This is a genomic window from Pseudoneobacillus rhizolycopersici (genome assembly GCF_054786815.1).
Window position 1 is genome coordinate 1 of record NZ_JBTOOE010000035.1, and the last position, 24,168, is coordinate 24,168.

The 24,168-nt window shown below is 37.4% G+C and carries 15 protein-coding genes, 3 pseudogenes and 1 riboswitch; of the genes and pseudogenes, 7 read left to right on the forward strand and 11 right to left on the reverse strand.

Features of this window, described 5'->3' with window-relative positions; genetic code table 11:
• Nucleotides 1-338: 338 nt before the first annotated feature.
• A complete protein-coding gene (gene deoD, locus ACX9YW_RS21605; protein WP_460350491.1) occupies nt 339-1,043 on the reverse strand; it encodes a purine-nucleoside phosphorylase in 705 nt (234 codons plus the stop codon).
• A gap of 430 nt (nt 1,044-1,473) precedes the next feature.
• Nucleotides 1,474-1,613, forward strand: a riboswitch (cyclic di-AMP (ydaO/yuaA leader).
• 343 nt (nt 1,614-1,956) lie between these two features.
• Between deoD and ACX9YW_RS21610 the strand changes: the two genes are divergently transcribed.
• From ACX9YW_RS21610 to ACX9YW_RS21635, 6 genes and pseudogenes are all read left to right on the forward strand, one after another.
• Nucleotides 1,957-2,343: a hypothetical protein gene (locus tag ACX9YW_RS21610; protein WP_460350494.1), complete on the forward strand. Its 387-nt coding sequence runs from the start codon at nt 1,957-1,959 to the stop codon at nt 2,341-2,343.
• A gap of 49 nt (nt 2,344-2,392) precedes the next feature.
• Nucleotides 2,393-2,776, forward strand: a complete 384-nt coding sequence (locus tag ACX9YW_RS21615; RefSeq protein WP_460350496.1) for a Na-translocating system protein MpsC family protein — start codon at nt 2,393-2,395, stop codon at nt 2,774-2,776.
• A 136-nt stretch (nt 2,777-2,912) separates the two neighbouring features.
• Complete coding sequence (locus ACX9YW_RS21620) at nt 2,913-4,250, forward strand: TrkH family potassium uptake protein (protein ID WP_460350498.1); 1,338 nt, start codon at nt 2,913-2,915, stop codon at nt 4,248-4,250.
• Nucleotides 4,251-4,330: 80 nt separating this feature from the next.
• Nucleotides 4,331-4,987, forward strand: coding sequence for a potassium channel family protein (locus tag ACX9YW_RS21625; protein WP_460350500.1), 657 nt, complete (start codon nt 4,331-4,333; stop codon nt 4,985-4,987).
• Nucleotides 4,988-5,385: 398 nt separating this feature from the next.
• Nucleotides 5,386-5,472: pseudogene (locus ACX9YW_RS21630) on the forward strand (DUF3298 domain-containing protein); the annotation flags it as partial.
• A gap of 125 nt (nt 5,473-5,597) precedes the next feature.
• Nucleotides 5,598-6,947 (forward strand): annotated as a pseudogene (locus tag ACX9YW_RS21635) (FAD-binding oxidoreductase).
• 68 nt (nt 6,948-7,015) lie between these two features.
• Here the strand turns inward: ACX9YW_RS21635 and ACX9YW_RS21640 are convergent.
• Both ACX9YW_RS21640 and ACX9YW_RS21645 read right to left on the reverse strand, forming a co-directional pair.
• Nucleotides 7,016-8,641, reverse strand: coding sequence for a glutamate synthase-related protein (locus ACX9YW_RS21640; RefSeq protein WP_460350502.1), 1,626 nt, complete (start codon nt 8,639-8,641; stop codon nt 7,016-7,018).
• A 257-nt stretch (nt 8,642-8,898) separates the two neighbouring features.
• Nucleotides 8,899-11,934 (reverse strand): efflux RND transporter permease subunit, encoded by a 3,036-nt coding sequence (locus ACX9YW_RS21645; protein WP_460350504.1) that lies wholly within the window; start codon nt 11,932-11,934, stop codon nt 8,899-8,901.
• A gap of 1,241 nt (nt 11,935-13,175) precedes the next feature.
• Here ACX9YW_RS21645 and ACX9YW_RS21650 point away from each other — a divergent pair.
• Entirely contained in the window at nt 13,176-13,565 is a 390-nt protein-coding gene (locus tag ACX9YW_RS21650) for a DUF1259 domain-containing protein (RefSeq protein WP_460350506.1), read from the forward strand.
• 167 nt (nt 13,566-13,732) lie between these two features.
• On the opposite strand, the gene ACX9YW_RS21655 is transcribed toward ACX9YW_RS21650, so the two are convergent.
• The 8 genes and pseudogenes from ACX9YW_RS21655 to ACX9YW_RS21690 form a co-directional block, all read right to left on the reverse strand.
• Nucleotides 13,733-14,335, reverse strand: coding sequence for a DUF421 domain-containing protein (locus tag ACX9YW_RS21655; protein WP_460350509.1), 603 nt, complete (start codon nt 14,333-14,335; stop codon nt 13,733-13,735).
• A 201-nt stretch (nt 14,336-14,536) separates the two neighbouring features.
• Nucleotides 14,537-15,724 (reverse strand): Ger(x)C family spore germination protein, encoded by a 1,188-nt coding sequence (locus tag ACX9YW_RS21660; RefSeq protein WP_460350511.1) that lies wholly within the window; start codon nt 15,722-15,724, stop codon nt 14,537-14,539.
• Nucleotides 15,725-15,727: 3 nt separating this feature from the next.
• Nucleotides 15,728-17,179: a spore germination protein gene (locus tag ACX9YW_RS21665; protein ID WP_460350513.1), complete on the reverse strand. Its 1,452-nt coding sequence runs from the start codon at nt 17,177-17,179 to the stop codon at nt 15,728-15,730.
• On the reverse strand, nt 17,169-18,248 hold the full coding sequence (locus ACX9YW_RS21670) for a GerAB/ArcD/ProY family transporter (protein ID WP_460350515.1): 1,080 nt from the start codon (nt 18,246-18,248) through the stop codon (nt 17,169-17,171). Before ACX9YW_RS21670 ends, ACX9YW_RS21665 begins: the two co-directional genes overlap by 11 nt.
• A 330-nt stretch (nt 18,249-18,578) precedes the next feature.
• Nucleotides 18,579-20,411, reverse strand: coding sequence for a cation:proton antiporter (locus ACX9YW_RS21675; protein ID WP_460350517.1), 1,833 nt, complete (start codon nt 20,409-20,411; stop codon nt 18,579-18,581).
• 452 nt (nt 20,412-20,863) lie between these two features.
• Nucleotides 20,864-22,441: a cation:proton antiporter gene (locus ACX9YW_RS21680; RefSeq protein ID WP_460350519.1), complete on the reverse strand. Its 1,578-nt coding sequence runs from the start codon at nt 22,439-22,441 to the stop codon at nt 20,864-20,866.
• Between the two features lie 172 nt (nt 22,442-22,613).
• The gene (locus ACX9YW_RS21685) at nt 22,614-23,243 is read right to left on the reverse strand and encodes a universal stress protein (RefSeq protein ID WP_460350521.1); all 630 of its coding nucleotides are present in this window, start codon (nt 23,241-23,243) and stop codon (nt 22,614-22,616) included.
• Between the two features lie 653 nt (nt 23,244-23,896).
• A pseudogene (locus ACX9YW_RS21690) lies at nt 23,897-24,168 on the reverse strand (Crp/Fnr family transcriptional regulator); the annotation flags it as partial.

Genomic DNA, 24,168 nt, shown 5'->3' on the forward strand with positions numbered 1-24,168 from the left:
ATTATAGTCTTAGATTCTGTAACTCAATCATTTACACAAAATAATTTACACTCCCAATCCGAGTCCGAATAAGCTAGTTATTCGGACAGCACAAGCTCCAAAAAGCGAATCCGAGTCCGAATAAACTAGTTATTCGGACAGCACAAGCTCCAAAAAGCGAAACCGAGTCCGAATAAGCTAGTTATTCGGACAGCACAAGGTCAAAAAAGCGAAACCGAGTCCGAATAAGCTAGTAGTTCGTGTTTATGAGGTACCAGGTACCTGATTCCTTCAAGATTGTTAAGAGAAAAAGGACTAGTAATGGAAACTAGTCCTTTTTCTCTTACTCTTCTACTTTACTAATCAATAATCGTCTCTAATGCTATTTCTGCCATCTCCGTAAAAGATTGTTCACTTGTCTTGTGGCTGGAACGTTCATTTGTTAGTAGCTGACTTCCAACCGTTAATATCGATAATGCTTGTACTCCATATTTAGCAGCTAAAGTATAAAGAGAGGTACTTTCCATTTCCACGGCTAATACACCGTATTCCATAAATTTATGTAATCGATCCAAAGTTTCTCGGTAGAATTCGTCTGAACTATAAATATTACCAACATGAACATTGGCGTTTTTGCCATTTGCCAGCTGATAGGCTTTCATTAACATTGAAAAATCCGCAATAGGTGAGTAGCTACAACCATGGAAAATCTTTTCAGTCATATTACTATCTGTGGAAGCGGCTTGTGCTAAAACAATATCGCGGATATTAAGCTCTTTTTGCATGGCCCCACAGGTACCAATTCGGATTAATTTTTTTGCCCCATAATCCTGGATCAATTCTGTTACATAAATACTCATAGATGGATTTCCCATTCCTGTACCTTGAACAGAAATAGGTACCCCCTTATACAAACCAGTATAACCGTACATACCTCTTACATCGTTATAACAAAACACATCTTCTAAAAATTGTTCGGCAACAAATTTTGCCCGCATCGGATCTCCCGGAAGTAAAACGCGTTCTGCAATTTGTCCAACCTCTGCTGCTAAGTGAAAGCTCATGTCCATTTCTCCTTATTATCTATTAATTTATTTTAGAATAACAAATCCATTTTCCCTCTTATCTTATCATTTATTTTCGTAATAGTTGCACAACTATGAAAATATCATTCGAAATAGTCGAACTTCTATAACTTTGTTGATGATTTAGGGCATAGCAGGATAAAAACTTGGAATACTAAAAGAGGGACGGAAGGATAGGTTCATTGATTCATTGAAATTGGGACAAGATGCCCACTTCACTTTTAATATAAAGTAAATAATGATTAATAATAAGATAATCTAAGATTTATAGCGATTATATAGCTAAAACAGTCATAAATCGTTTTAAATGACAAAATTTATTAATTTACAATGAGTGACTGTCAGAGTAGAATATGCTCATAAAAGCAAATAAATATTTCGGCCAAATCTCAAGTAATGAAAAAATGATTTCACGAAGTGGATCATTTGTTCTTTGAGTACGGAGGACCCACTAATTGGGGTTAATTCTACTATCTGTAGAAGGGATGAGATAAACTCTTTCGCCATCCTACCCGTCAGCTAACTTCGTCGGCTAAAGCGAAGGAGGTCATAAGACCACCTTGAACAAGGGGCTTTTTTTGTTGTTTCATTTGTATACAGCAAAAAGGGAAACTTGAATCAACTCGTAGGTCTTTTTATTATGCCTATTTTTGAAAAATGTTACGTGGGAGACGGAACGCAAAGAGAGCTGGGAGCTTGCTGGGCGTTAAGTAGACCGATGTAGTCTTTTTCCTTAACATCGTTGGATTTTTAGTAAGTGCGGTTACCTCCAATGACGATCTTTTATATGGAGATTCGTCCAGTAAAGGCACTTTGTATTCAGCATGGGGAAAAGTTTACATTGGTCTTTTTTTATTTTGAATTAACAATAACAACTAAAAGGTGATTATCGATGCTGAGTCAATATTTAAACAAATTAAACTTAGGATTACCAAAAGCAATATTACATCTTAAGGAAGATGAATTAACTTTTGGCAGTGCTATTAACGGACAGGTAGAAATAAAAGGTGGCTTCATTAAAAATGTGTTAAAAAGGTATGAAATTGACTTGGTTCGAAAAGACCGCGATTCACTAAAGGAAGAGCTATTAAATAGTCGCTCCGTTTATTGTTCAAAGGAATGTTTACCAAATAAAAAAGAAATCCTACCTTTTATTATTAACGTTCCAGAAAAAAGTAAAGATCATTCAGACATATATGACTACAGTTTAATTGTTCGGATTGTGTTGGATAACTCTCAAACTGTTTTAAATAAACATCCTTTAATGATTCAAGAATGATACTAAATAGCAAATTGACACACTGGATTAAATTGGGGAGGAAGCAAAAATGCAATCAAAAAAGGGGAAGATGGAAGCAGAATTAAGCGAATCCTTTATTAAACTGCAACGAGACCTCATCGGAAGGGGACCTCAAGAAACAAAAACCTACATTGTGGATGATATGGTAATTGCACGTTTTAAAGGGGTACTTACAGTCGAGGAAAAGCACTTAGTTGACCATGAAAAAGGCCGAATTTTAGTCAAACGTATGCGTCAGGTTCTTAGGGAAATGTATAGTAAAAACATTGAAGAAATTGTCGAACAGCGTACTGGCTGTAGAGTTTTATCAAGCCATAGCGATATTAGCACGAAAACAGGCGAAAGAATTGAGGTATTTGTGGTTGATAAAGATTTAGAGAAATGGCTGGAATCTTCTTCTATGAAAGCTTAATATCAATTGAATTTAGACGTCATTCAAACTGGAATGGCGTTTTTTATAACCGTGAAAAGAATAGGAACATAAAGTGGGCCAGATACTATTGATAAATCAGCTTACCATTAATTTATTCCAGGTGGGAAAGTGAAAAATGAAAAAAGGAAAAATATATTTAGATCCTCCGAAAGTTCTTGTGCTTGGCTTTGCAGTTTTAATCTTAATTGGAGCATTTTTGCTGACCCTTCCAATTGCAACAGTGGATGGAGATGGCCTCTCATTTCTTAATGCTTTATTTACGGCTACTTCAGCAACCTGTGTAACTGGGCTTGTCGTCGTTGATACAGGAACTACCTTTACGAAGTTTGGTCAACTTACGATCTTATCGCTGATTCAAATTGGTGGCTTGGGATTTATGACTTTTGCGACATTTTTCTTTATGCTTTTAGGTAAAAAAATTTCATTAAAGGAAAGATTAGTGTTGCAACAATCATTAAATAATTTATCCATTGAAGGGATTGTCAGACTTGCAAAAAGGATTATTTTGTTTACTATACTAATTGAAATTACTGGAGCAATCATTTTATCGATTCGATTTTCTTTTGATATGACATTAGGGATAGCCATTTATTACGGTTTTTTTCATTCTATTTCCAATTTTAATAATGCTGGCTTTGATTTAATAGGTGAATTTAGAAGCCTAACTCCTTATGTTGATGATCCAACCGTAACTCTAACTGTATGTGCTCTGGTCACATTGGGGGGAATCGGTTTCATCGTTATGAACGATCTGATTGATTATCGAGAAACTAGACGGCTATCTGTACATACAAAAATTGTCTTAGCTACAAGCTTTATCCTTACTTTTGGAGGAGCAATTTTAGTATTTCTCTTTGAATATGGCAATCCCAAAACGGCACAGCCATTATCATTTTTGGGGAAGATATTATCGGCCTTGTTTCAATCAGTTACTTCAAGGACGGATGGTGCTAATACATTAAACATAGCCAACTTAACACAACCAACCTTGTTTTTGACTATATTTCTAATGTTTGTTGGTGCTTCACCTGGTTCTACTGGCGGGGGAATCAAAACAACCACTTTTGCCACTCTACTTGGAACGGTTTGGTCGCAAATAAAAGGGAAAGATGAAGTTGTTTTGTTTCGTCGGAGCATTGTGGCTGAAACAATTTATAAAGCACTTACTGTTACAATTAGTGCCCTATTTCTTGTAATGGTCATCACGATGTTATTAACCATTACAGAGAGTGGCAAAGACTTTTTAATGATATTCTTTGAAGCTACTTCAGCCTTTGGGACAGTAGGACTCTCAATGGGACTTACCCCTGAATTATCACCAATTGGTCGAATGTTGATTATTTTGACGATGTTTGCCGGAAGACTAGGTCCATTAACGATCGCTTTTGCCATTGCTTTGCGGCGAAACCCGGATGCTTTCCGCCATCCAAAGGGAAGAATAATGATTGGGTAATTAGAAAAGCGCAAGGGGCAGCTTAGGATGGTAAATTTTAAAAGAAGTAGCTACCTATTTTAAGGAGTAATGATAATTCAATGGTAAAAGAACAATACGCTGTTATAGGTTTAGGTCGTTTCGGTACGAGTGTCGCTCAAAAATTATACGATGCTGGTCAAGATGTAATGGGGATAGATATTAATGGAGAAAGAGTTGAAGATGCGGACTCCATTGTAACCCATGCAGTTACCGCAGACAGCACGGATGAAGACGCCTTAAAATCACTAGGGATTCGCAATTTTGATTGCGTCATTATCGCAATTGGTAATGATATGCAATCGAGTATTTTAACTGCGATGCTTTTAAAAGATTTAGGCGTAAAGAAAGTCATTGCGAAAGCACTTAGCAGGATTCATGGAAAAGTGTTAGATAAAATTGGTGTGGATTGGGTCATCTATCCTGAAAGGGATATGGGTGAACGTGTTGCCCATCAGCTTTTATCACCAAATGTGCTTAGCTTTATAGAACTGTCGGATGAATACCATATTGAAGAAATTAAAGTCTCACCCAGTTTCGTGGACAAAAATTTACGTGAACTTGATTTACGCGCTAAATATAATATAAGTGCGCTAGCCATCGTTAGTAATGGAGAAATTATTGTATCGCCTTCACCCGAGCAAAAGATTCACAAGGGGGATATTTTAGTCGTAATAGGCAACACAGAAGACTTGGCTGAATTTGCTAGTGTGAAATAATGATGTGGTGTCAAAAAGAAAAAAGAAGCTTTTGAAACAGCTTCTTTTTTTGAAATAAATTTTTATCCTAATAGGATAGGGTGATATTAGAAACCTTCACAAATCCGAAAAGACATTATGGCAAATCATTGAACACCAAGTAAAATGGGGATGGGGATCCTTTTTCAAAATTTAAAGTGAATTAGTTGGTAAGTTCCGGTGACCCGTGACAGATGGGCAAGATTTTCATGGAATGGAGAATTAGTATGAAAAATAAAAGTAACTGTCTTAAAAAAGCATTTAATACAATAAAATCAAACAGAATTAATGAACCTAGTGATCGAGATCTTCAAGGTAAATAAAGAGGTACAAAACTACTTATCTAGAAAACTTATAGGAGAAGAAGCTATAAAGATGGCGGGATTGTATTAGTGCTCCAACATTATGAAATTGCCCCGTATTCATCTGGAAATCTGGAAATATTTATTCCAAAAGCAATTTATTAATAGAATACATATAGAGACTCGGTGCTAATACACCGAGTCTCATTTTTTTGGATCGATATGTGTCTTTCCGCAAACATTTTCATAGGATATAACATCCTCTCAACACTATCCGAAAAAGGGGTTATATTGGAATGACAGAGCTTAGTGGACGAATTGTAACACCTAATGATTCTGAATACGAGGAAGCCAGAATAAATAACAACTTAAGCATCCCAAAATTTCCAAGAATCATAGTCTTTTGTCAGGAAGTTAAAGATGTCATAAATGCATTGAAATGGGCGAGGGAAAACGGTACACCATTTCGAGTAAGAAGCGGTAGGCATAGTTATGAAAATTTTTCATTAGTTAATGGTGGTTTAATCATTGATATAAGCGAAATGAATGCCATCTCTGTGAATCGAAAAGACATGACAGCCAAAATAGAAGCCGGCGCGAATTTAGGGGAAGTTTACCATCAATTGTGGGAGTATGGCACGACCATCCCAGCAGGAACGGAAAGCAGTGTCGGTCTTGTTGGACTTACACTTGGTGGTGGAATTGGTATGCTAACACGATTTTTTGGACTTACGAGTGACAATCTTTTAGAAATCGAAATGGTTAGAGCCAGTGGACATCGAGATGCTGAATTGATAAGGGCAAATTAAAACCACAATGCCAACCTATTTTGGGCTAGTCGTGGAGGGGGAGGGGGGAACTTTGGAATTGTCACGTCCCTTACTTTCAAGGTCCAACCCATTTCTAATGTGTCCATATTCTCGATTACATGGGAATGGAAAGATTTCGAAGCAGTATTTAGTACTTGGCAAAATTGGGCACTTGAGGTGGATAATCGTCTAACGTCAGAAATTGAATTCAAATCAAAGGAAGCAAATCAAATTATCGCACAAGGTGAATTTGTTGGTTCACCATCAAAACTAAATGAGCTACTTAAACCCTTGAGGAACGTGGGTTCACCTAAGAATGTATTCGTAAAGAGAGTCCCCTACATTGAAGCAGTAGAATTCTTTGATGATCCGAGTGGAAACCTGCCAGCCCCCCGTAATCGATCGGGATCGTTTCTATATAAACCATTTCCTATGGAAGCAATATTGATCATGAAAAAGTTTTTAGCAAATGCCCCAAATGAGAAATCTGCCATATGGCATCAATCTCTTGGAGGAGCAGCGGGACGAGTGGCTCCAAATGAAACGGCATTCTATCACAGAGACGCCATAATTGCCCAGGAGTACCTAACTACATGGAACAATCCCGCTGAAGAAAGGCAGAACGTTCGTTGGATTGAAGAGTTAAGGAGAGCGTTATCACCCTATACAACCGGTGATTATGTAAATTGGCCGGATCTATTCATCAAGGATTGGCCAACATCCTACTATGGTGCGAATTTTCAGAGGCTCCGAGAAGTGAAAACAGAATATGACCCATTTAATGTTTTCACATTTCCACAAAGCATTCCACCTTTTAAAAAGTGGATATAGATATTTCCAACAAAAAAGGAGCGGGTTTTAAATATCCCGCTCCTTCATACCTACATAATTGAAATTTACTAATGCATGACTTTTTCCATTCTCATTTCCTCAACAGAAATCATCTTGCGTTTTATATCAGATAACTCTCTAACGATGTCATCTCCACCTTTAAACAGGACATGCTTTTCTGAAAAATGTGTAGGGCTGGTAAGACCACATGCCGCAGCTAGTGAAAATAAATCTTCCCGAAGTGAAATGACATAGTTAGCTGCGCGATATTGTTTTTCTTCTATTACTAAGGCGCGCTGTAATTTAGGGTTCGTAGTGGCTACACCAACCGGACAATCATTGCTATGGCATTTTCGTGCTCCAATACAACCTACAGCAATCATCATTCCTCTAGCTAACTGAACTAAATCAGCTCCCATACTAAGAGCAATAGCGATCCGATCGGCTGAAAATAATTTTCCAGAAGCAATGATTTTCACTTTATCCCGCACTCCATGTTTTTTAAGCGTTTCGTCTACGATCATCAAAGCAGGCTTGATCGGAAGCCCCATGCTATCCGCCATAAATTTATAGGTAGCTCCACTTCCACCTTCACCACCATCCACACTAATGAAATCGGGATAGATATTTAATGCTTTCATTTCCTGCACAAATTCATCGAATGTATCAGGACCGCCAACAACAATTTTGATGCCAACAGGTTTCTCCGCTACATCCCTGACCTTTTCCAAGAAATATAAGAGAGAAGGAGTGTCGTAGAATTCATCAAAACGATTGGGACTATCTATTGACTTCCATGGTTCTACGCCTCGAATTTCAGCCACTTCAGGAGTTACTTTGGCTCCTTCCACATGACCGCCTCGAATTTTTGCCCCTTGACCTAATTTCAATTCAAACGCTTTCACTTTTGGAATTGCTGCTTTCTCTCTTAATTTTTCAAAAGAGAACGTCCCATCTGGATTGCGGAACCCAAATTTAGCTGGCCCGATTTGACAGATAATATCAACATCACCTTTTAAATGATATTTCGTCAAACCACCTTCTCCCGTGTTCATGAAACTTCGTGCTAGTCCAAGACCAACAGACAAAGAGGTGATGGCGTGATCTCCCAAAGCCGGAAAACTCATTCCACTCATTCCAATAGGACTTTTGGTAACAAAAGGGTATTTGCATGTATTTTTTCCAATGACAATCGCATTCTGATCTTCTAGTAACCACGGTTTGGTTTCTGCATCTTCTTGATGTTCAAAACGTCCAAATGCAAAACTTTCCTTATCGGTTACATATTTTTTAGTTTCAATGGTAAAACTATTATCAACTTTAAGTTGATCCGTTTGTTTTGAAAAGAAGGCATTTTTTATATAGTAACCCGGCTCTTGATAATCACGCTTTCCCCCAAATGCGATGACACTTTTTAAGTATTTTCCTTTCTTCACAATCTCTTCAAAATGGCCTGGTGCATAGGGAGTCCCTTTTTCTTCATCATCCACAAAATATTGTTTGATTTCATTTCTTTTATGTTCAAGAATATATCGCAGCCATCCCCAAAACGGATAATTTCGTTTAACAGAGTGTTGAGTTTGTTTTTTATCGTTTTTAATAACCAACAGGATAAAAACGACAGCACTCACAAACAAAATAAATAGTAAAGCAAAAAATCCTAAAATTAGCCAATGAGTAATAGACGTTAACATTTTTCTTCTCCTTTTAGTAAAAAACTACTATATTCATATCTACTAGATTATTGTATATGAGGAAGGATTACAATGAAATAAAAGAAGCTTGAAAGAAAAAGATACCAAACAAGCCAACACATAGAAATACTTACCTGTCCCTGTGAACCATTCGGGGAGTGCCAGGCACGGAAAAAGCTATTTCACGAACCGAATGAAACGCGATTTCGTCCCACATAAAAAGGAAGTAAGGCAAACTAGCCTTACTTCCTTTTTAATTAAGACACTGATTCGAATTTCTCTTGTACGATTTCTTCTTTTTTAGTAAAACGTTTTTTCACTGATTTTAAAACATGATAGACGGTTGGAACGATGATGAGTGTGAGCAGGGTTGATGTAAGCAATCCTGTGATGACAACAATGGCTAAGGAGCGAGAGATTAAGCCGCCTTCTGAAGACAAGGCTAGTGGTAATAAGGCTCCAATAGTGGCCATTGCGGTCATGAGGATTGGACGAATACGGGTTGCTCCTGCTTCGATTAAGGCAGCCGTTAACTCCATTCCGCTCTTTTCATTTTGCATCACTCGGTCCATTAACACGATGGCATTTGTGACAACAATTCCGATTAACATCAAGAATCCGACTAGTGCTGGCATGCCTAATGCTTGATCGGTTAAAAATAGACCTAGCAAACCTCCAGTAAATAGGAATGGTAAGGAGGTAAGGATGGCGATAGGTGCCGTCATATTTCCGAATGTCACGAGCATGACGATGAATACGAGAACCACAGCAATTCCCATGGCAATCATCATGTTCGTAAAGCCTTCACTCATCGCTGCTGCCTGACCTTCCGAGCGTGTTTTGACACCGTCTGGTAATTCTAAGGAATCGATTCGCTTCGTCACTTCATCTTGCACGCCGGATACATTATCGGTCACGAATCTTCCTGTTACTTCGACATATTCCTGCTGATTTAAACGGAATATTCCGGTAGGTCCCGGCTTTTCCGTCAGGGAGGCTACATCCGATAGCTTGATTCCATTGCCTAATAGGTTAGTCATCGTTTGATCTAGAATCGCTTTCGTTGTCGATAATTCGTCTGTTTTCACAGACAATGTTAAGCTTGTCGTTTGCTCATCCACCTGGATGTTGGTGATGTTCTCACCAGAAATAAGGTTTCGGATAAAAGCGGACACCATAATCGGATTTAGGCCATTTTCCGCTGCCTTTTTTTCATCTACCTCAATATTTAATTGTGGTTTTACCCCTGATAAATTTGTTTTAACATTGGTCAAACCTTCAACATCATCAATTGCCTTCACAATCATGTTTCCTGCGGTTTCTAAGTCTTTCGCATTTCCACCTTCGACAATCAGCATAAAGCTGCCGCCTCCGCCCGTGATTCCAATCGGAGATAAGGCAATTTCGGCTTGGTCTTCGAAGGCTTTCAATTTTTCACGAGTATTTTTTTCAAAAGACTTACTTTCTTCTGCTGTCGTTTCTTCGTTTAAAAGAATCGATAAGCGAACATTTTCTCCATTCACGATCGTTTGCACATTTTCCACGTTTTCTTGATCCTTTAGGAGCTTCTCTAAGTCCTTTGCTAATACATCCGCTTGATGAAGCGAAGTTCCAACCGGTAAATCGGCTGATAAACGATAAGATACCGCTTTTTCTTCAGGTAAAAAGTTTTTCGGAATCATTGGAACTAAAACCAACGAACCTGCAAATACGACAATCGCCATCACGATGGTAATAGCACGTCTGCGAAGTGCCCATGACAGGGAGGTCTTATAGGCTTTTTGGATAAAATTTTCCTTAGGTTCTAGATGTTTCATTTTTAATAAAAATAACTTCGCTAACAATGGCACAACGGTTAACGAAACGATTAAAGAGAAGGCTAAGGCAACGAGAACTGTAATCCCAAACGGCGCAAAGAATTTACCGATGATTCCTGGTACAAAAGATAATGGACCAAACACGGCCATTGTTGTAAGCGTGGAGGACATAACGGCCCCACCCACTTCTTTTGCGGCTGTTAACACCATTCGTTCATTTCGATTTTTACTTATTAGGGTGCGACGGTAAATATTTTCAATGACCACGATGGAATCGTCGATCACGCGACCGACCGCTACCGCAATCCCGGCAAGAGTCATCATATTTAAGCTATAATCTAAAAATTTCATCGTAATCATCGCTGCTAGGATGGAAAGCGGAATCGATAATACGGCCACAATCGTTGCCTTCACATTTCGTAAAAAAACAAAGGTCACGATCACCGCAAATAGCGTTCCAAGCAATACCTCGCGAAGCATCGTATCAACGGACTTTTTAACATCCTTGGATGTATCATATAAAGACGTAAGCTCATAGTCAGTTGGAAGTGAGATGGCATCCAGCTTTTCTTTAATTTGCGCTACGACCTCGACCGCATTGGAGCCAGGTTGAGCGGTAATGTCAACTAACATTCCTTGTTTCTCATTGATTCGTGTATAAATCGTTTCCTTTTTTGTGCTAAATTGAACGCTTGCGATTTCAGATAATTGATAGGTTTGGATGCCAGTTGGACTAGCAACAGCAAGTGGAACTTCTTTTAAATCTTCTATCGACTGAATTTTATTATCCGCTTGAACGTTTAAGGTTTTCCCATTTAAATCAACCTGACCAGCAGGGAAAGAGAAATGATGAGAGGTAATCGCTTGCTTCACTAAATCATAGCTTATTCCTTTTTCCTTCATTTTCTCAGGATCTAACTCGACTAATAACTGCTTTTCGGCCTCACCATAGACATTGATTTTGCCAATTCCATCAACTGTCGCTAAACTTGGTTTGATCCGTTCGTTCATAAATTGCGTTAATTCCGTACGATTAGCCTTTTCGGATGATAAAGCAAAGCTAAATACAGGAGCGGCGGCAGGTCCATCCTTAATAATGACAGGCTTTCCTGCTCCATCCGGCATGTCAACTGTCGAGATAGCTGTTGTCACATCCTTCTCCGCCTCATCCATTTTCCGATCCATATCAAACTCTAATATCGACAAAACATAGTTGCTATGGGACTCAATATATAGGTTCTTCACTTTTTGCACACTAGAAAGTGCTGCTTCTATAGGTTTACCAAGATCATTTAATGCTTGCTCCGGTGTTGCCCCAACATATGGCACCTGGACAATCACATAAGGAATATCTACGTTTGGCATTGATTCCATTTTCATCGTCTTAACGGAATAGAATCCGCCTGCTAATACCATCAGCATGGCGACAAAAATAACCCCGGCATTCCTCAAAGAAAACTTAATCCATTTACTCAACTTTATTTCCGCCCTTCATCTTTTTCGATTAACTTCTTAAGTTAATTTTAAAAGGAAGACATTGGTAACGCATACGCCACCAGACGAATTTTTCACTAGGACCTGAGACCTAGTGGAAATGGTCTTTTTGTGACCACAGGGTGTTGATTCGGACAGCAGAGGGCTAAAAAAGCGAAGTCGAGTCAGAATAAGTTGGTGATTCGGACAGCACAAGTCCCAAAACAGGAAATTGAGTCCGAATAGGGGTTTAATTCGGACAGCACAAGGCTAAAAAAGCGAAGTCGAGTCCGAATAGGTTGGTTATTCGGACAGCACAAGGCTAAAAAAGCGAAGTCGAGTCCGAATAGGGTGTTGATTCGGACAGCACAAGGCTAAAAAAGCAAAGTCGAGTCCGAATAGGGTGGTTATTCGGACAACACAAGGCTAAAAAAGCAAAGTCGGGTCCGAATAGTGTGGTTATTCGGACAGCACAAGGCTAAAATAGCAAAGTCGAGTCCGAATAGGTTGGTTATTCGGACAGCACAAGGCTAAAAAAGCGAAGTCGAGTCCGAATAGGGTGGTTATTCGGACAGCAGAAGGCAAAAAAAGCGAAGTCGAGTCCGAATCGAGGGGTTATTCGGACAGCGCAAGGCTAAAAAAGAGAATCCGAGTCCGAACCAAGTGTCCGTTCGGACAGCAGAGTGCCAAAAAAGAGAAACTGAGTCCGAACTAGGTGTCAGTTTGGACAACAGAAGACCAAAAAAAAGAAATTGAGTCCGAACTAGGTGTCAGTTCGGACATAAAGAGGCGAAGAAAGTGAAATCGAGTCCGAATCAAGTAGCAGTTTGAACAAGAAAAGGGCTGATTCAATTGAATAAACCCTATTCGCAGCGTGACACTAAGCAGTTATTTTGTTACCCTTCACTTCTTTACGGAATCTTTTCTCGAAAAATGGAACAACATAACGATCAAGTCCATATATACCTGCATTGTAACCAGCTACCATAATCAGCATACCCATGATGATGTCAGTTGGGAGAAAGTGTGTCCTATATTATACTTGAACCGAAGGTCAGATACCCGCCCCAATCCTAGACCTTAAAGAAAACATCCAATTTCTGAGTTCGATAAGTGGTACTGCCACAATATCTCATTAAGACTTTGAACATATCAATCCAATAAGCGCACTTCATTATTAAGTTGTAGTTATTTTCTAGGCTAACAATTGCATAGACTTAATAAAACAACTTGGAGGTTGAGTTATGCCTGATTATAGTAAGCTTTGTCATCAATTTTCTCATATACTTGGTGGAGAAATGAATATAAAAAACGGTGTATGTATGGTCAGTAGAGAACGCTCATACATTAACTTAAATATTTTTGGAAGACCCTCTCATTCTAAAGTTGCAAATTGGTCCTTCGAAACATTAGACTCTCATGGAAAAGCTTTAAACTTAGGTGAAACCCCCCTACTTCAAGAAGAAGTATATCCATTTACTTGGCACTTACAAAGAAATGGAATCATTTTATCAGCATTACACAATCACTGGCTACTTGATAATCCTCATCTACTTTATGCACATTATATTTCTATCGAAGAGCCACTTTCTTTTGCACGAAAAGTTTCAGAGGCATATAAACTACTTAAATGAGCTGGCGTTGTCCAACAAGAAATGTATAGCAAAAAAGCATGTCCCATCTTTCTTGGAAGACAAACTTCATGAAAATCTACAAGCAATGTTTTCAAATGAAGAATATTAATAAACAAGAAAAAGTCATAATGGAGATATATGACCTTTTAGCGGTATGCTTAAATTTATTATTGTAAATGTTTAGGTATATTAGAAGAGTTTTTATTTAAGACTTCAGTGAAGATATTGTCTTGTTTTGATGTTTGATTGTTCGAGATCATGATACGACCAAGACCATTTTCAATCAATTGAACGAGGTTTTGAATATCTTCTTTTGTCGCAGGTTGTTTTTCTTTTTTTAATGTATATCCTAATTGTCCACTAGTTTCAAGTGTAGCAAATTCAACGTCACTAATTGTAGTAATTCCTGATTGGCGTAGTCGTTCCTCTAATTTATCTACGGTAAGTCGGAGTTTTCTTAAATTCTTTTCATTTAAGGTACCATTTTCAATTACCAGTATAGATTTACCAGATATAGCAGACTCAGCTCCATCAAATTTTAATTGAATGTATTCCGTAAGTATTAGACTCAGTACCAATAATATAGCTACACCAAACGTCGTCCAAAGTCCTTTCCCGGTGACCGGCTGAATAAGAAGTGTACCGATGGCTATCATGATAACAGTTTGGGGAATAGTCATTTGAGAAATCGATCTTCTTCCACTGATCCTTAATATAAAAGTTCCTATCACAAAAATGAGAGGTGTTTGCCAAATTAAGTTTAAGTCCATAGTTTTAATTTCCCTTCTTTATTTTTAAGTCTTATTATATTTTTTGCCCAGTTCCACATTTTATACAAAATTAAGGTGTAGGATGAAAACGGTTGGCAAGATATAAAAACTAAAAACTATGGACTATTTTTAGCAGTCAACTCTTTTATTCTTTAATGAATAAAAGAGCAGATATGCGGAAAATAAGCATTAACCAATGGACTATTTTTCATATACAGATTTTGTATCATATACATTTGAGTGTGTTTTACTTTTATAATTATCTGAAGTTCGAATATGAATAGTAACCTTTATATTTTTTAGGGAGTCCTTATTCAAATAGTTCCCCTCGGGATTTTTTTTAGAAAAATTCAAATAATCTTTCCTATAAAATCGAAACCAGTGAGTCCCAAGTCTAAATAGATCTGTGTTTATTTCAAGACCTTTCATATAAGTATTTTCGATTTCCTTCTGAATTAACTTCTCAATGTTCTTTTTAATTTCTCTTTCGGAAAGATTATTTACGTTTTCTAATATTTCCGCCGATCCTTTAACGCGTAATTCAAATAACGGTTGTTTTGGGTCTTTGATATTCACGTTACAATTGGAGGTAGTCACTCTAACAACCGTTCTTTTCTGAGTGTTTTCTTCAAGGATATAGGTGTTTTTCTTTTTCTCTTCATCCAACCACCTTATTCCTATGATCTCATTGATTGGTTGGTGTCCACGATATTTTTGATTTTCAAAAAAATACGCACCATTTAATTGGACGAGTGGATACTTTTTTCCATCTTGCTTCCAAGACTTGCTAGAAACCTCTAAAGAGGGGAGATAAGTTGCTCCTACTGGTTCAAAGTATTCAGATAAAAATTCCCGAAAACTTTTGGCTGATAGGACATAGGACTCGCCTTCCTCTTTCCATGGTTTTATGTACACCGCGAATATTTGTGGATAGAAAAACAGGGCTTTTGTTTTAAAAATCTCATCTAATGAAGAGCTGGTAGCAAACATATAAACAGAAAAACGAAAGAAATTGCTTCTTCCTAAACTTTCACTAATTTCTTTAAATTTATGGATAATCGCATTTTCTGTAATGATAATACTTTTAACATGCTGAAGAAACAAATCTGGCTGGCTATCTTCATATAACTTAGAAATGGCTTCTTCCACTGTTTTTCCTTTTCCTTCTCCTATCCATTCTGGTGGGGGAGGAATCGATTTAGCGCCTTCTTGTTTGGCTACATTTGAAAAATCCAAGGCTAGGGCTTTGATAATAATTTCTTCCTTTGTATCGTCATAATCGATGCCGAAAGCATTAATATAAGTCAAATCTTGGATATTCTTCTGTCCATAGCATCCTGTCAGGAAAAAAGCAGAAATGAAAATGATAACGATTTGTCTTACTATCATAACTTAATCCTCCTGACGAGTTCTGTCTTCCGGTGAAGCAAAGCTGCCTCTTGTTCTATATAATTTCCATGGTAATTTTAAAAATGACCGTAGTATATTTGAAAAGCGAAATGGGTAAGTCATTGACATAAATGGAACACCAATTGATGTTAAAGAAACAAAATAGGAGAGGATAAGCAAGAACCCTAATACAACTCCAAAAATTCCGAATACTGAGCCAAGGAAAAAGATGAAAAAGCGAAAGAAGGTGACACTAGATGAAAGGGTTTGATTAACCAATGTAAATCCACTAATAAAAGTTAATGCTCCAACAATGAGCATCGGAGGTGAGGTGATTCCAGCTCTAATGGCAGCATCCCCAATGATCAGCCCCCCTAATACAGAAACCGTTTGTCCTGCTCCCCGTGGTAATCGTAATCCAGCCTCATTGAATAATTCAAATAATAAAAGCATTAATAACAACTCAAAGGGTGATGATAAAGGGATTCCATATCGATTTAGACTAACTGTTGCTACGAGTAGATAAGGGAGTTGCTCGATATTATGAGTGGTAAGAGCAACCCATGTTCCAGGCAATAGAACAGAAATAAATAAAGAAAAAAGCCTTAATAATCTTTCAAAAGAAACAAATACAAAATTCAAATTTGCATCTTCCGGTGATTTAAATAAGTTTGCAATTTGAACTGGTGCAATAGAAGCTGTCGGTTGCCCGTCCATTAATAATAAAAATTTCCCCTGATTTAAGCAATCAACGGCAAAATCTGGCCTTCCAGTAGTATCGAAGGTTGGGATTAGGGAATAAGGTTGATCCGATATGATTGCTTCAATTTGTTGAATACTACTGACTACATCTAATTCGATTTTTTCTAGTTTTCCTTGTATGGTAGACAGTAACTCCTTATTAATCATATCGTTCACATATAATAGTGCTATGAATGTATTACTTCTTTTTCCTATAGTGAATTTCTCGACTTTAAGCTCATTCGATTTTAATCGTTTCCGAACCAGCGCAATATTACTACCCAAATCTTCAATAAACCCATCCCTTGGTCCACGAAAGGAAGGTTCAGTAGCTGGTTCATCCGGTTTCCGTGTTGGGATACTATTTGCGGAGGCTGCGAATATCATGTCACGAATGTGTATTAAAATATATCCATTTAAGATTTTTAATTGAATTTCATCTTCCCTGGAACGTGATAGGTCTTCTAGTTGTACTTCACTCATTAGACATTCGGAGAAGTTTTCTGTATAAAGTGGGAGATTGTCTAACTTAGGCAAGATGTATTTATCAATAAAGGATGAATCAATTAAATGTTCTGCATACACTAGGGTAATTGGGAATTCATGGATTAGAAATCTTTTAAATATAATATCTTCACAATGTATAAATGACTTTTGTAGATGTTGGATTATTTTATGATTGTCCATCTGATTATGGATCCATTTATTCTGCATTTTGTGAATAATCCTTTCTTTTCTTGATGAGCACTAAAAAAAACAGAATAATCGAAAGCGAAAAAATGATAACCAAGCTTATTGGCAAAAAATAATTGTAGAGAATCCAACGTAGCTGGTAGGCACTGATAGGGATTAATGCCACGACGAGTAAGAATGAATAAAGAATAGATAGGAACTTTACTCTATTCTTTTTGTTAATAAAATGTGAAATCATATACATGAGAAGGCTTATTCTAAACAATGCTCCACTGATCCACTGAAACATGGCCAAGAAATCCATTCTGGAAATAAAATCTCCGAGCTGTAGTAACTTCCATTCCTCATATGCTGGATAACCCAAATTAGAGGAAACAACTGGTCCAAACTCCATAATAGAGGCAGATAATGGTCCAAAAGTTAATCCAATCAATATCACACCGAGAATAACGAAGTGTCTTAACTTATAGGTACTATCTAAGTGATTTTGCACAAATAAGACGAAGAACACCTCTATTAGGCCAGAAAAGGAATAAAGGGTTCCTTTTAGCATGGGCTTATAACCATTTAGAAATAATGGGAATAAATATTCCCAATTCTTATGTTTAAAATTTACAGTCGCAATAAAAAATCCTAAAAAGACAACAATGGGTAGTACAAGGGTTGCCAATAGGGTTAATTGCTTAAATGTTCGAGTGGATAACCAAAAACAAGAGAGAATAAAAAGTAAAAGAATAATTAAGAACGGTGTTTCAGGTAAAAAATACGTTTTGGCCCAAATGGAAGTATCCACAAGGGTAATATAAGTATTGGAAAACAATATTAGGATTAAGGGAACATAAAATAATAATACGGTAAAATTGCCACACTCATCTTTTAACCATGTAAATAGGTTTTTATGTTTTAAATTTTTGGATATATAAAAAAGGAGAAATAAGTAAAGCATGTAAGGGAAAATAACACAAACAACACTCAACCAGGCATCTCTCCCTGCAGCTTCTAATAAGGCTGGGATAATAATGACATGATTCAATAATCCAGTCGAAAGAATAAAGATAAAGACAACTTCTTTTGCCCTCGTTTTGTTCAAAAAATTCAACCCCTAAACCAAAGTAAGGACATCGTATTTATTTACATTATTTACATATCATGCCTAATTATTCGAACATAAATTCACAGAAGTGCCACCTGATAGATCGTAAACCCTCATCGCATTCTGAAGGAACATCTTGGTAAAGGCGAAAATAGCCCTTTTCCCTCAAAAAATTTTCCTTAAACACAAAAAGAGCTGCCGAATAAAGTGGCAGCTGACATCCATTGAATCGTTACAATTGGTGTGCGAAAAGCTAGTGAATGTATTTAGATGCGTTGAATGTTTCAGGAGGTGCTACTCGGTTGTTTGAATGGGAGCCTTGGTTTATTAAAAAATATTGATTGATAAGGAACGGGATGGTTCCTTCTCCAGTTCCAGTACCATAAGGCGGTCTCCTACGTCGAGGCTGAATTTATCTTTAAACGTGATAAATTCAAGATTGCCATTTTTTCGTTTAATACATAAGGGGATCCCGTTTAATTTCAGTTCTTCTTTTAACGCGGTTTGTTTACTATTTATTTCAATAATTTTTAGTGTATAGCCAATGTTGACATTTTTATTTAACTCCGTAAATGTTGCCCCTTCTCCAAATAATAAATGCGCTTTAATAGCAAGGGGGATCTCTTTGTTTTCCGGTTGTCTCGCTTCAGTAGGTAGAGAGAATGTGTTGTTATAACCGAATTCAGGGATGTAGGTTTGGCAAACAAGTGCATTATAGGCCGCATCCCCCTTCATCGCTAGAATCATATCATAAGGTGTCATGTCTATATCAAAATCACTATGTTCTGAGAGAATTTCTCCATGATATGTGGCTATTCCCAACTTTCTTGCTCGGTACAATTGATCATCGGACGTGTCGGTAATTAAGACTGCAGCACCTAATTTTTGTAAATATTGGGCGAAAGTAATCGAAAAGCTGCTGGCACCTACTATCAAAACACCTATGGAGTCGTTATTAGCCAAACCTAGCTTTCGGGAAATTGGACCGATAGAAAAACCATGGGCACAGACTGTAATGAAAACCAAAGCTAACGTAAGGAGTGTTAAAATAGAGGCATGTTGATAGCCATCTTCTAGTAATAACTCAGCAAAATACCCTGAAACCGTTAATGCCACAATTCCTCTTGGGGCAATCCAGCCAACTAGTGTCTTTTCCTGTATGGTGAGTTCTGTTCCAATCGTAGCTAACCAAATTGACAATGGACGAACGAGGAAAAGCATGGCAATAACAAATAAAATAATCTGCCAATTGAAAATATCCATTATCGTTTCCCTTGTAAGGGAAGCAGTTAGCAAAATAAAAACGGTAGAAGTAAGCATAACTGAGATGTTTTCCATAAAATGGCCAATACTTCCTATGGAATGAACATACTTTTTGGACCGAGCTAATGTTAGCCCCATGACGGTCACCGCAAGCATTCCGGTTTCATGCATGATAACTTCGCCAAATGAGAAACAAATTAAGACAAAGCAAAAGACAATAGGGGATTTCAGATATTCAGGAAACATTCCTTTACTAACTAAAAAGCTAACAAGTATACCAATCGCAAAACCGACAGAAATGGCTAAGATTGAATCGATAAAAAATGGAATGAAGTCACTTAATTGAAAAGGCTTATCTGCGGTGATTTTAATAATTTCATAAGCGAATAAAGCCAGCAAAGGACCAATCGGATCAACAATAATACCTTCCCATTTCAGTACCGATGAGACTCGGGGGGATAATTTGGCTTGCCTAAGGAGTGGGATTATGACAGTAGGACCAGTGACCACAAATAATCCACCAATGATAAACGAGATCTCAAGACTAAGTCCAGCAATAAAATGGGCGGCTAAAGAACCCCCAATCCAAGCTAAAAGGGCGCCTAGGGTTACAATCCGAAATACGGACTTGGAAATACCTTTCAACTCACGAATATCAAGGCTTGTACTACCTTCAAATAAAATCAGCGCAACAGCAAGAGAGATAATTGGACTATAAAGTGCCCCTAATCCCTCCTGCGGATTGACTAGACCTAGGATTGGACCGATTAATAGTCCAGAAATCGTCATGATTACAATAGATGGCCACTGAATTCGCCAGGCTAACCACTGGGAAAGCATACCTAGTGAAATGACAATTACAATACTAAATAAAACCAATTCTTGTTGAATAATCATCACCTTCTTTTTGAATAGATAGTATACCATCTTGTTAAACCGTAGAAAAGTGGTAACCGAAGGTTTTTTGCCCCTCATATAATCGTAGACTACCAATCCCTTTGTACCAAAAAAAGTCAGAATCCAAAATTACCGCATTTCTCTTTCGTTCTTGAGTTGAGAGAATATTTTATCTATAATTAGGATATAAAGAAAAAGATCAGGTGCGCGAACACCTGATCATTACAACATACATGCCGTAGGATTGTCGGCGGACCTTTTGACCAAAAAACCAAAGACAACTTTAGTATTTTCAAATATTGGAAAAGAATACCAAAGTGCTGTGGGGACTGCAGGATAGGTCCTATTGGTGTGAATGAAAATGACCTATAAGCGATGATTATAGTAATAAAAATAGTTCCTAGTAAATTTTTGCTAACGCTCGTTGAATAAAAAAAATCGGGAAAGTTACTCTAATAAGCATCATCTAACTTTACGAGCCTATCAATAATCTGATTATACTCTTGTTCGGCTACTTCATTGGAGATAATGTCTTCTTGTAAAAGAAAATCAATCGCTTCGTGTTGGGCGTATAAAGAATGCTTTTCCAGAATGAGTTCTTGCTTTTGTCTAAGGTCTGGGTATTTTTTATACAACTCATCGATTTCTATTTGAAGTTTAGCTATTTTACTTTCATATTGATGGATGATTCCTCGAGATACATGATCTGTAATAAATAAATTCTTTTTCACCTTTTGGATCTCTTCAATCGCGGTATCAAAACGGTGACCTTTTGCAATGAGTTCTTCATACTCTTTAAGGCCATCTTCCTTCAGGTTCACTTTTAACATGGCTAATAATGGCTTAACAGATAGACCCTGAACCACTAATGAGAAGAGGACTACACTAAAAGCTAGTAATAATAGTTCTTCACGACCATTAAAGTCTCTTGGAAGGCTAAGAACTAAGGCAATTGACAATGACCCTTTCAATCCTCCCCAATTAATAATATGTTTCCATGGATTAGGAAAATTATTAATGAAGGCCAAACTAAAGTAAACAGCAACGCTTCTGGAAACAAGCACAATAACGATGGCAATTACAATCAGCCCCCATTTATCGGCTAAATCAATTCTAGTAATTTCTAGTCCGACCATCAGAAATACGAGAGAATTAGCAAGTAATGCTGCAACATCCCAAAAGTTGTTAATATTTAACTTCGTAGTTGGACTCATTCCAATTTTTGCACCAAAATTCCCAAAAATTAAGGCGGCAACAACAACGGCAATCACTCCAGAAGCATGGAAGCTTTCTGCTAGCAAAAAAGAACCATAGAATAAAATGGTGCTAAAAATAATTTCCAATGGGTAATCATCAAAGTATTTTGTTAAAATGGAAAACCCATATCCAAGGGATCCTCCAATGATGAGTCCAAGTGAAATGACTTTAATAAACTCCCATATTCCATAGCCTGCTCCGACAATCCCAAGTTCCATATAAGTCAGTAAATAAAAAGCCGATATCTTAAATAAAACAACAGCTAAGCCATCATTAAACAAACTTTCTCCCTCAATGACCGTTGCAAGCCTTTTATTCACGCCTACACTTTTAAAAATAGAAAGTACACTTACCGGATCTGTTGCGCTCATTAATGCTGCAAAGACAAAGGCTGCGGGAATAGAGAAGTTTAAGAGCCAGATGGCTGCAAATCCAATGATAATAAAGGATAAGAGGGTGCCCCCGAAGGCCAGGGCAAGAATCGGTTTTTTATTGTCTTTTAAGTGTGAGAAAGGGAGCTTTAAGGCTGCCTCTCCTAATAGGGCTGGTAAAAAAAGAGTGATGATAACAAAATTGAAAATTTCCCCCTCGGTAATGAAAAGCTTTAATGGTTCCAACACTGGTATATTCATTAAGCCAATGAGAGTCCCCACGATAACAAGTGCAATGGGATAAGGTTGTTTAAACTTTTTAGCAATAGCTGTAATCCCAGCTGCAATCATGACCAAGATGAGACCAAGTTCAAAGATATGATGTAAATCTAATTCATGCATATTTTGGCATTCCTCCTTATTTAGGATAATGTATCCTCTGCGGTAATATATCATTCTCGCCAAATCGGTTAAAATGCTATGCAATTCATAATACTAGACCTTAGAAAAAGGCTCAGTTACTTAAATACTGAGCCCTCTATTTTGAAGAAGTTTGTTAATTATGGAAAAGCTTCTATCGGTTGATATCTTCATATTTTACTTTACCGTGTTCAACCTTAACGACTTGATGCTCATTTTCATTCTTGATTACAAAAAAACCGTTTGAAAAGTCTGTTGCGCTAACCTGATAGAAGAATCCTCTTTTTACTCCTTGATTTTCATTATCGTCAAAAGATAATTTATACAATCCATTATTTTGAATTAATACAGCAGAAATGCCACGATGATAGTTTACCTCATCATTTACTACACGCGTTACCTCTACCAAGTGAATATCCACACCTTCAAGTTTTTCAAAAAGGCTATTAATAAACGATTCCTTTAGAACCGATTCCAACTTTGTTTGAACAGTATGACCTAAGACGATTTGTGTAGCATGATTCTTTTCAGTAAATTCTGCAATGTGGTTTGAAACTTTTTTATACTTAGAAGGTTCTGTTATCAATTTAACATCATACTTCTCTGCTAAGCTTTCGAACATAAGCTTTGTTTGTAATTGATTAAAATCTAGCTCATCAAATGGAACCTTCACAACATTCAAGACAATGCATTCTCCATTAAATGCAGTTGCCAAAATTTTTCCTCTCTGAATAAGTTTTTCGGCATGATTGGGATTGCTTATACAAACGATGATCTTTTCCATTTCAGAATGTCACCACCCATGTACGTTATTTATAATTTAGAACATATACCAACTTATATTAGATTAAGTTAAGATATGATATTAATTACGACATAAAAAGGGAAAAGTTTCAACTGTCTGAAGGACGGGGAAGGTTCTTTTAGGGGTCAATCGGAAGTTTTGCGCATAAAGAAGCACAGCTAGGTTGTAAACCTAGCTGTGCTATTTTTGTGAGTATGTACCAGGCCTAACTAGCGCAAAATTTATGATTGCCCAAGAAGTCGCGGCCTTCGGCCAATGGGAATTCAATCCTTTCTTTTCCTTTTTTTGGGTTTTTCGTATGTTTTTAGCTTTTACCTCAATGAAAATATGTGTTTTTAAGGGAAAGTGGGTATAGATTCCCCTTCCTTCGGACAGAAAAAACAAAAAAGCGAAATTGAGTCCGAACAGGGTGTCAGTTCGGAAAGCAAAGAGCAGAAAAAGAGAAATCGAGTCCGGACAAGGTGTCAGTTCGGACAGCAAAGCCCCCAAAAACGAAATCGAGTCCGAACGTGGTGTTAGTTAGCAGTTCAGGGTCTGTCCCCACGGATCATACAAACAAAAGATTATCGCTTTTGTCCCATGGACAAAAAAAGGGCTGATTCAATCGAATCAACCCTTTTCACAGCGCTACACTAAGCAGCTATTTTGTTACCCTTCACTTCTTTACGGAATCTTTTTCTGAAAAATGGAACCACATAACGGTCAAGTCCATAGACACCAGCGTTGTAACCAGCAACCATGATCAGCATACCCATAATGATGTCAGTTGTGTTGTGGCTCACAGTTCCACTTAACATGAAGCTGAAGTTCATCACAACCGCGAAGAAAGCAGCAGCAGTTGTTAAGCATCCAAGGATTAGACCTAAACCAACAAGGAATTCACCCCAAGGAATTAACACATTAA

Coding starts and splice junctions, on each gene's coding strand:
- ACX9YW_RS21685 (WP_460350521.1), bottom strand. CDS start 23,243: ATGGAAAAGATCATCGTTTGTATAAGCAATCCCAATCATGCCGAAAAA.
- ACX9YW_RS21665 (WP_460350513.1), bottom strand. CDS start 17,179: ATGCAGAATAAATGGATCCATAATCAGATGGACAATCATAAAATAATC.
- ACX9YW_RS21620 (WP_460350498.1), top strand. CDS start 2,913: ATGAAAAAAGGAAAAATATATTTAGATCCTCCGAAAGTTCTTGTGCTT.
- ACX9YW_RS21625 (WP_460350500.1), top strand. CDS start 4,331: ATGGTAAAAGAACAATACGCTGTTATAGGTTTAGGTCGTTTCGGTACG.
- ACX9YW_RS21660 (WP_460350511.1), bottom strand. CDS start 15,724: ATGATAGTAAGACAAATCGTTATCATTTTCATTTCTGCTTTTTTCCTG.
- ACX9YW_RS21680 (WP_460350519.1), bottom strand. CDS start 22,441: ATGCATGAATTAGATTTACATCATATCTTTGAACTTGGTCTCATCTTG.
- deoD (WP_460350491.1), bottom strand. CDS start 1,043: ATGAGCTTTCACTTAGCAGCAGAGGTTGGACAAATTGCAGAACGCGTT.
- ACX9YW_RS21615 (WP_460350496.1), top strand. CDS start 2,393: ATGCAATCAAAAAAGGGGAAGATGGAAGCAGAATTAAGCGAATCCTTT.
- ACX9YW_RS21675 (WP_460350517.1), bottom strand. CDS start 20,411: ATGATTATTCAACAAGAATTGGTTTTATTTAGTATTGTAATTGTCATT.
- ACX9YW_RS21610 (WP_460350494.1), top strand. CDS start 1,957: ATGCTGAGTCAATATTTAAACAAATTAAACTTAGGATTACCAAAAGCA.
- ACX9YW_RS21650 (WP_460350506.1), top strand. CDS start 13,176: ATGCCTGATTATAGTAAGCTTTGTCATCAATTTTCTCATATACTTGGT.
- ACX9YW_RS21640 (WP_460350502.1), bottom strand. CDS start 8,641: ATGTTAACGTCTATTACTCATTGGCTAATTTTAGGATTTTTTGCTTTA.
- ACX9YW_RS21655 (WP_460350509.1), bottom strand. CDS start 14,335: ATGGACTTAAACTTAATTTGGCAAACACCTCTCATTTTTGTGATAGGA.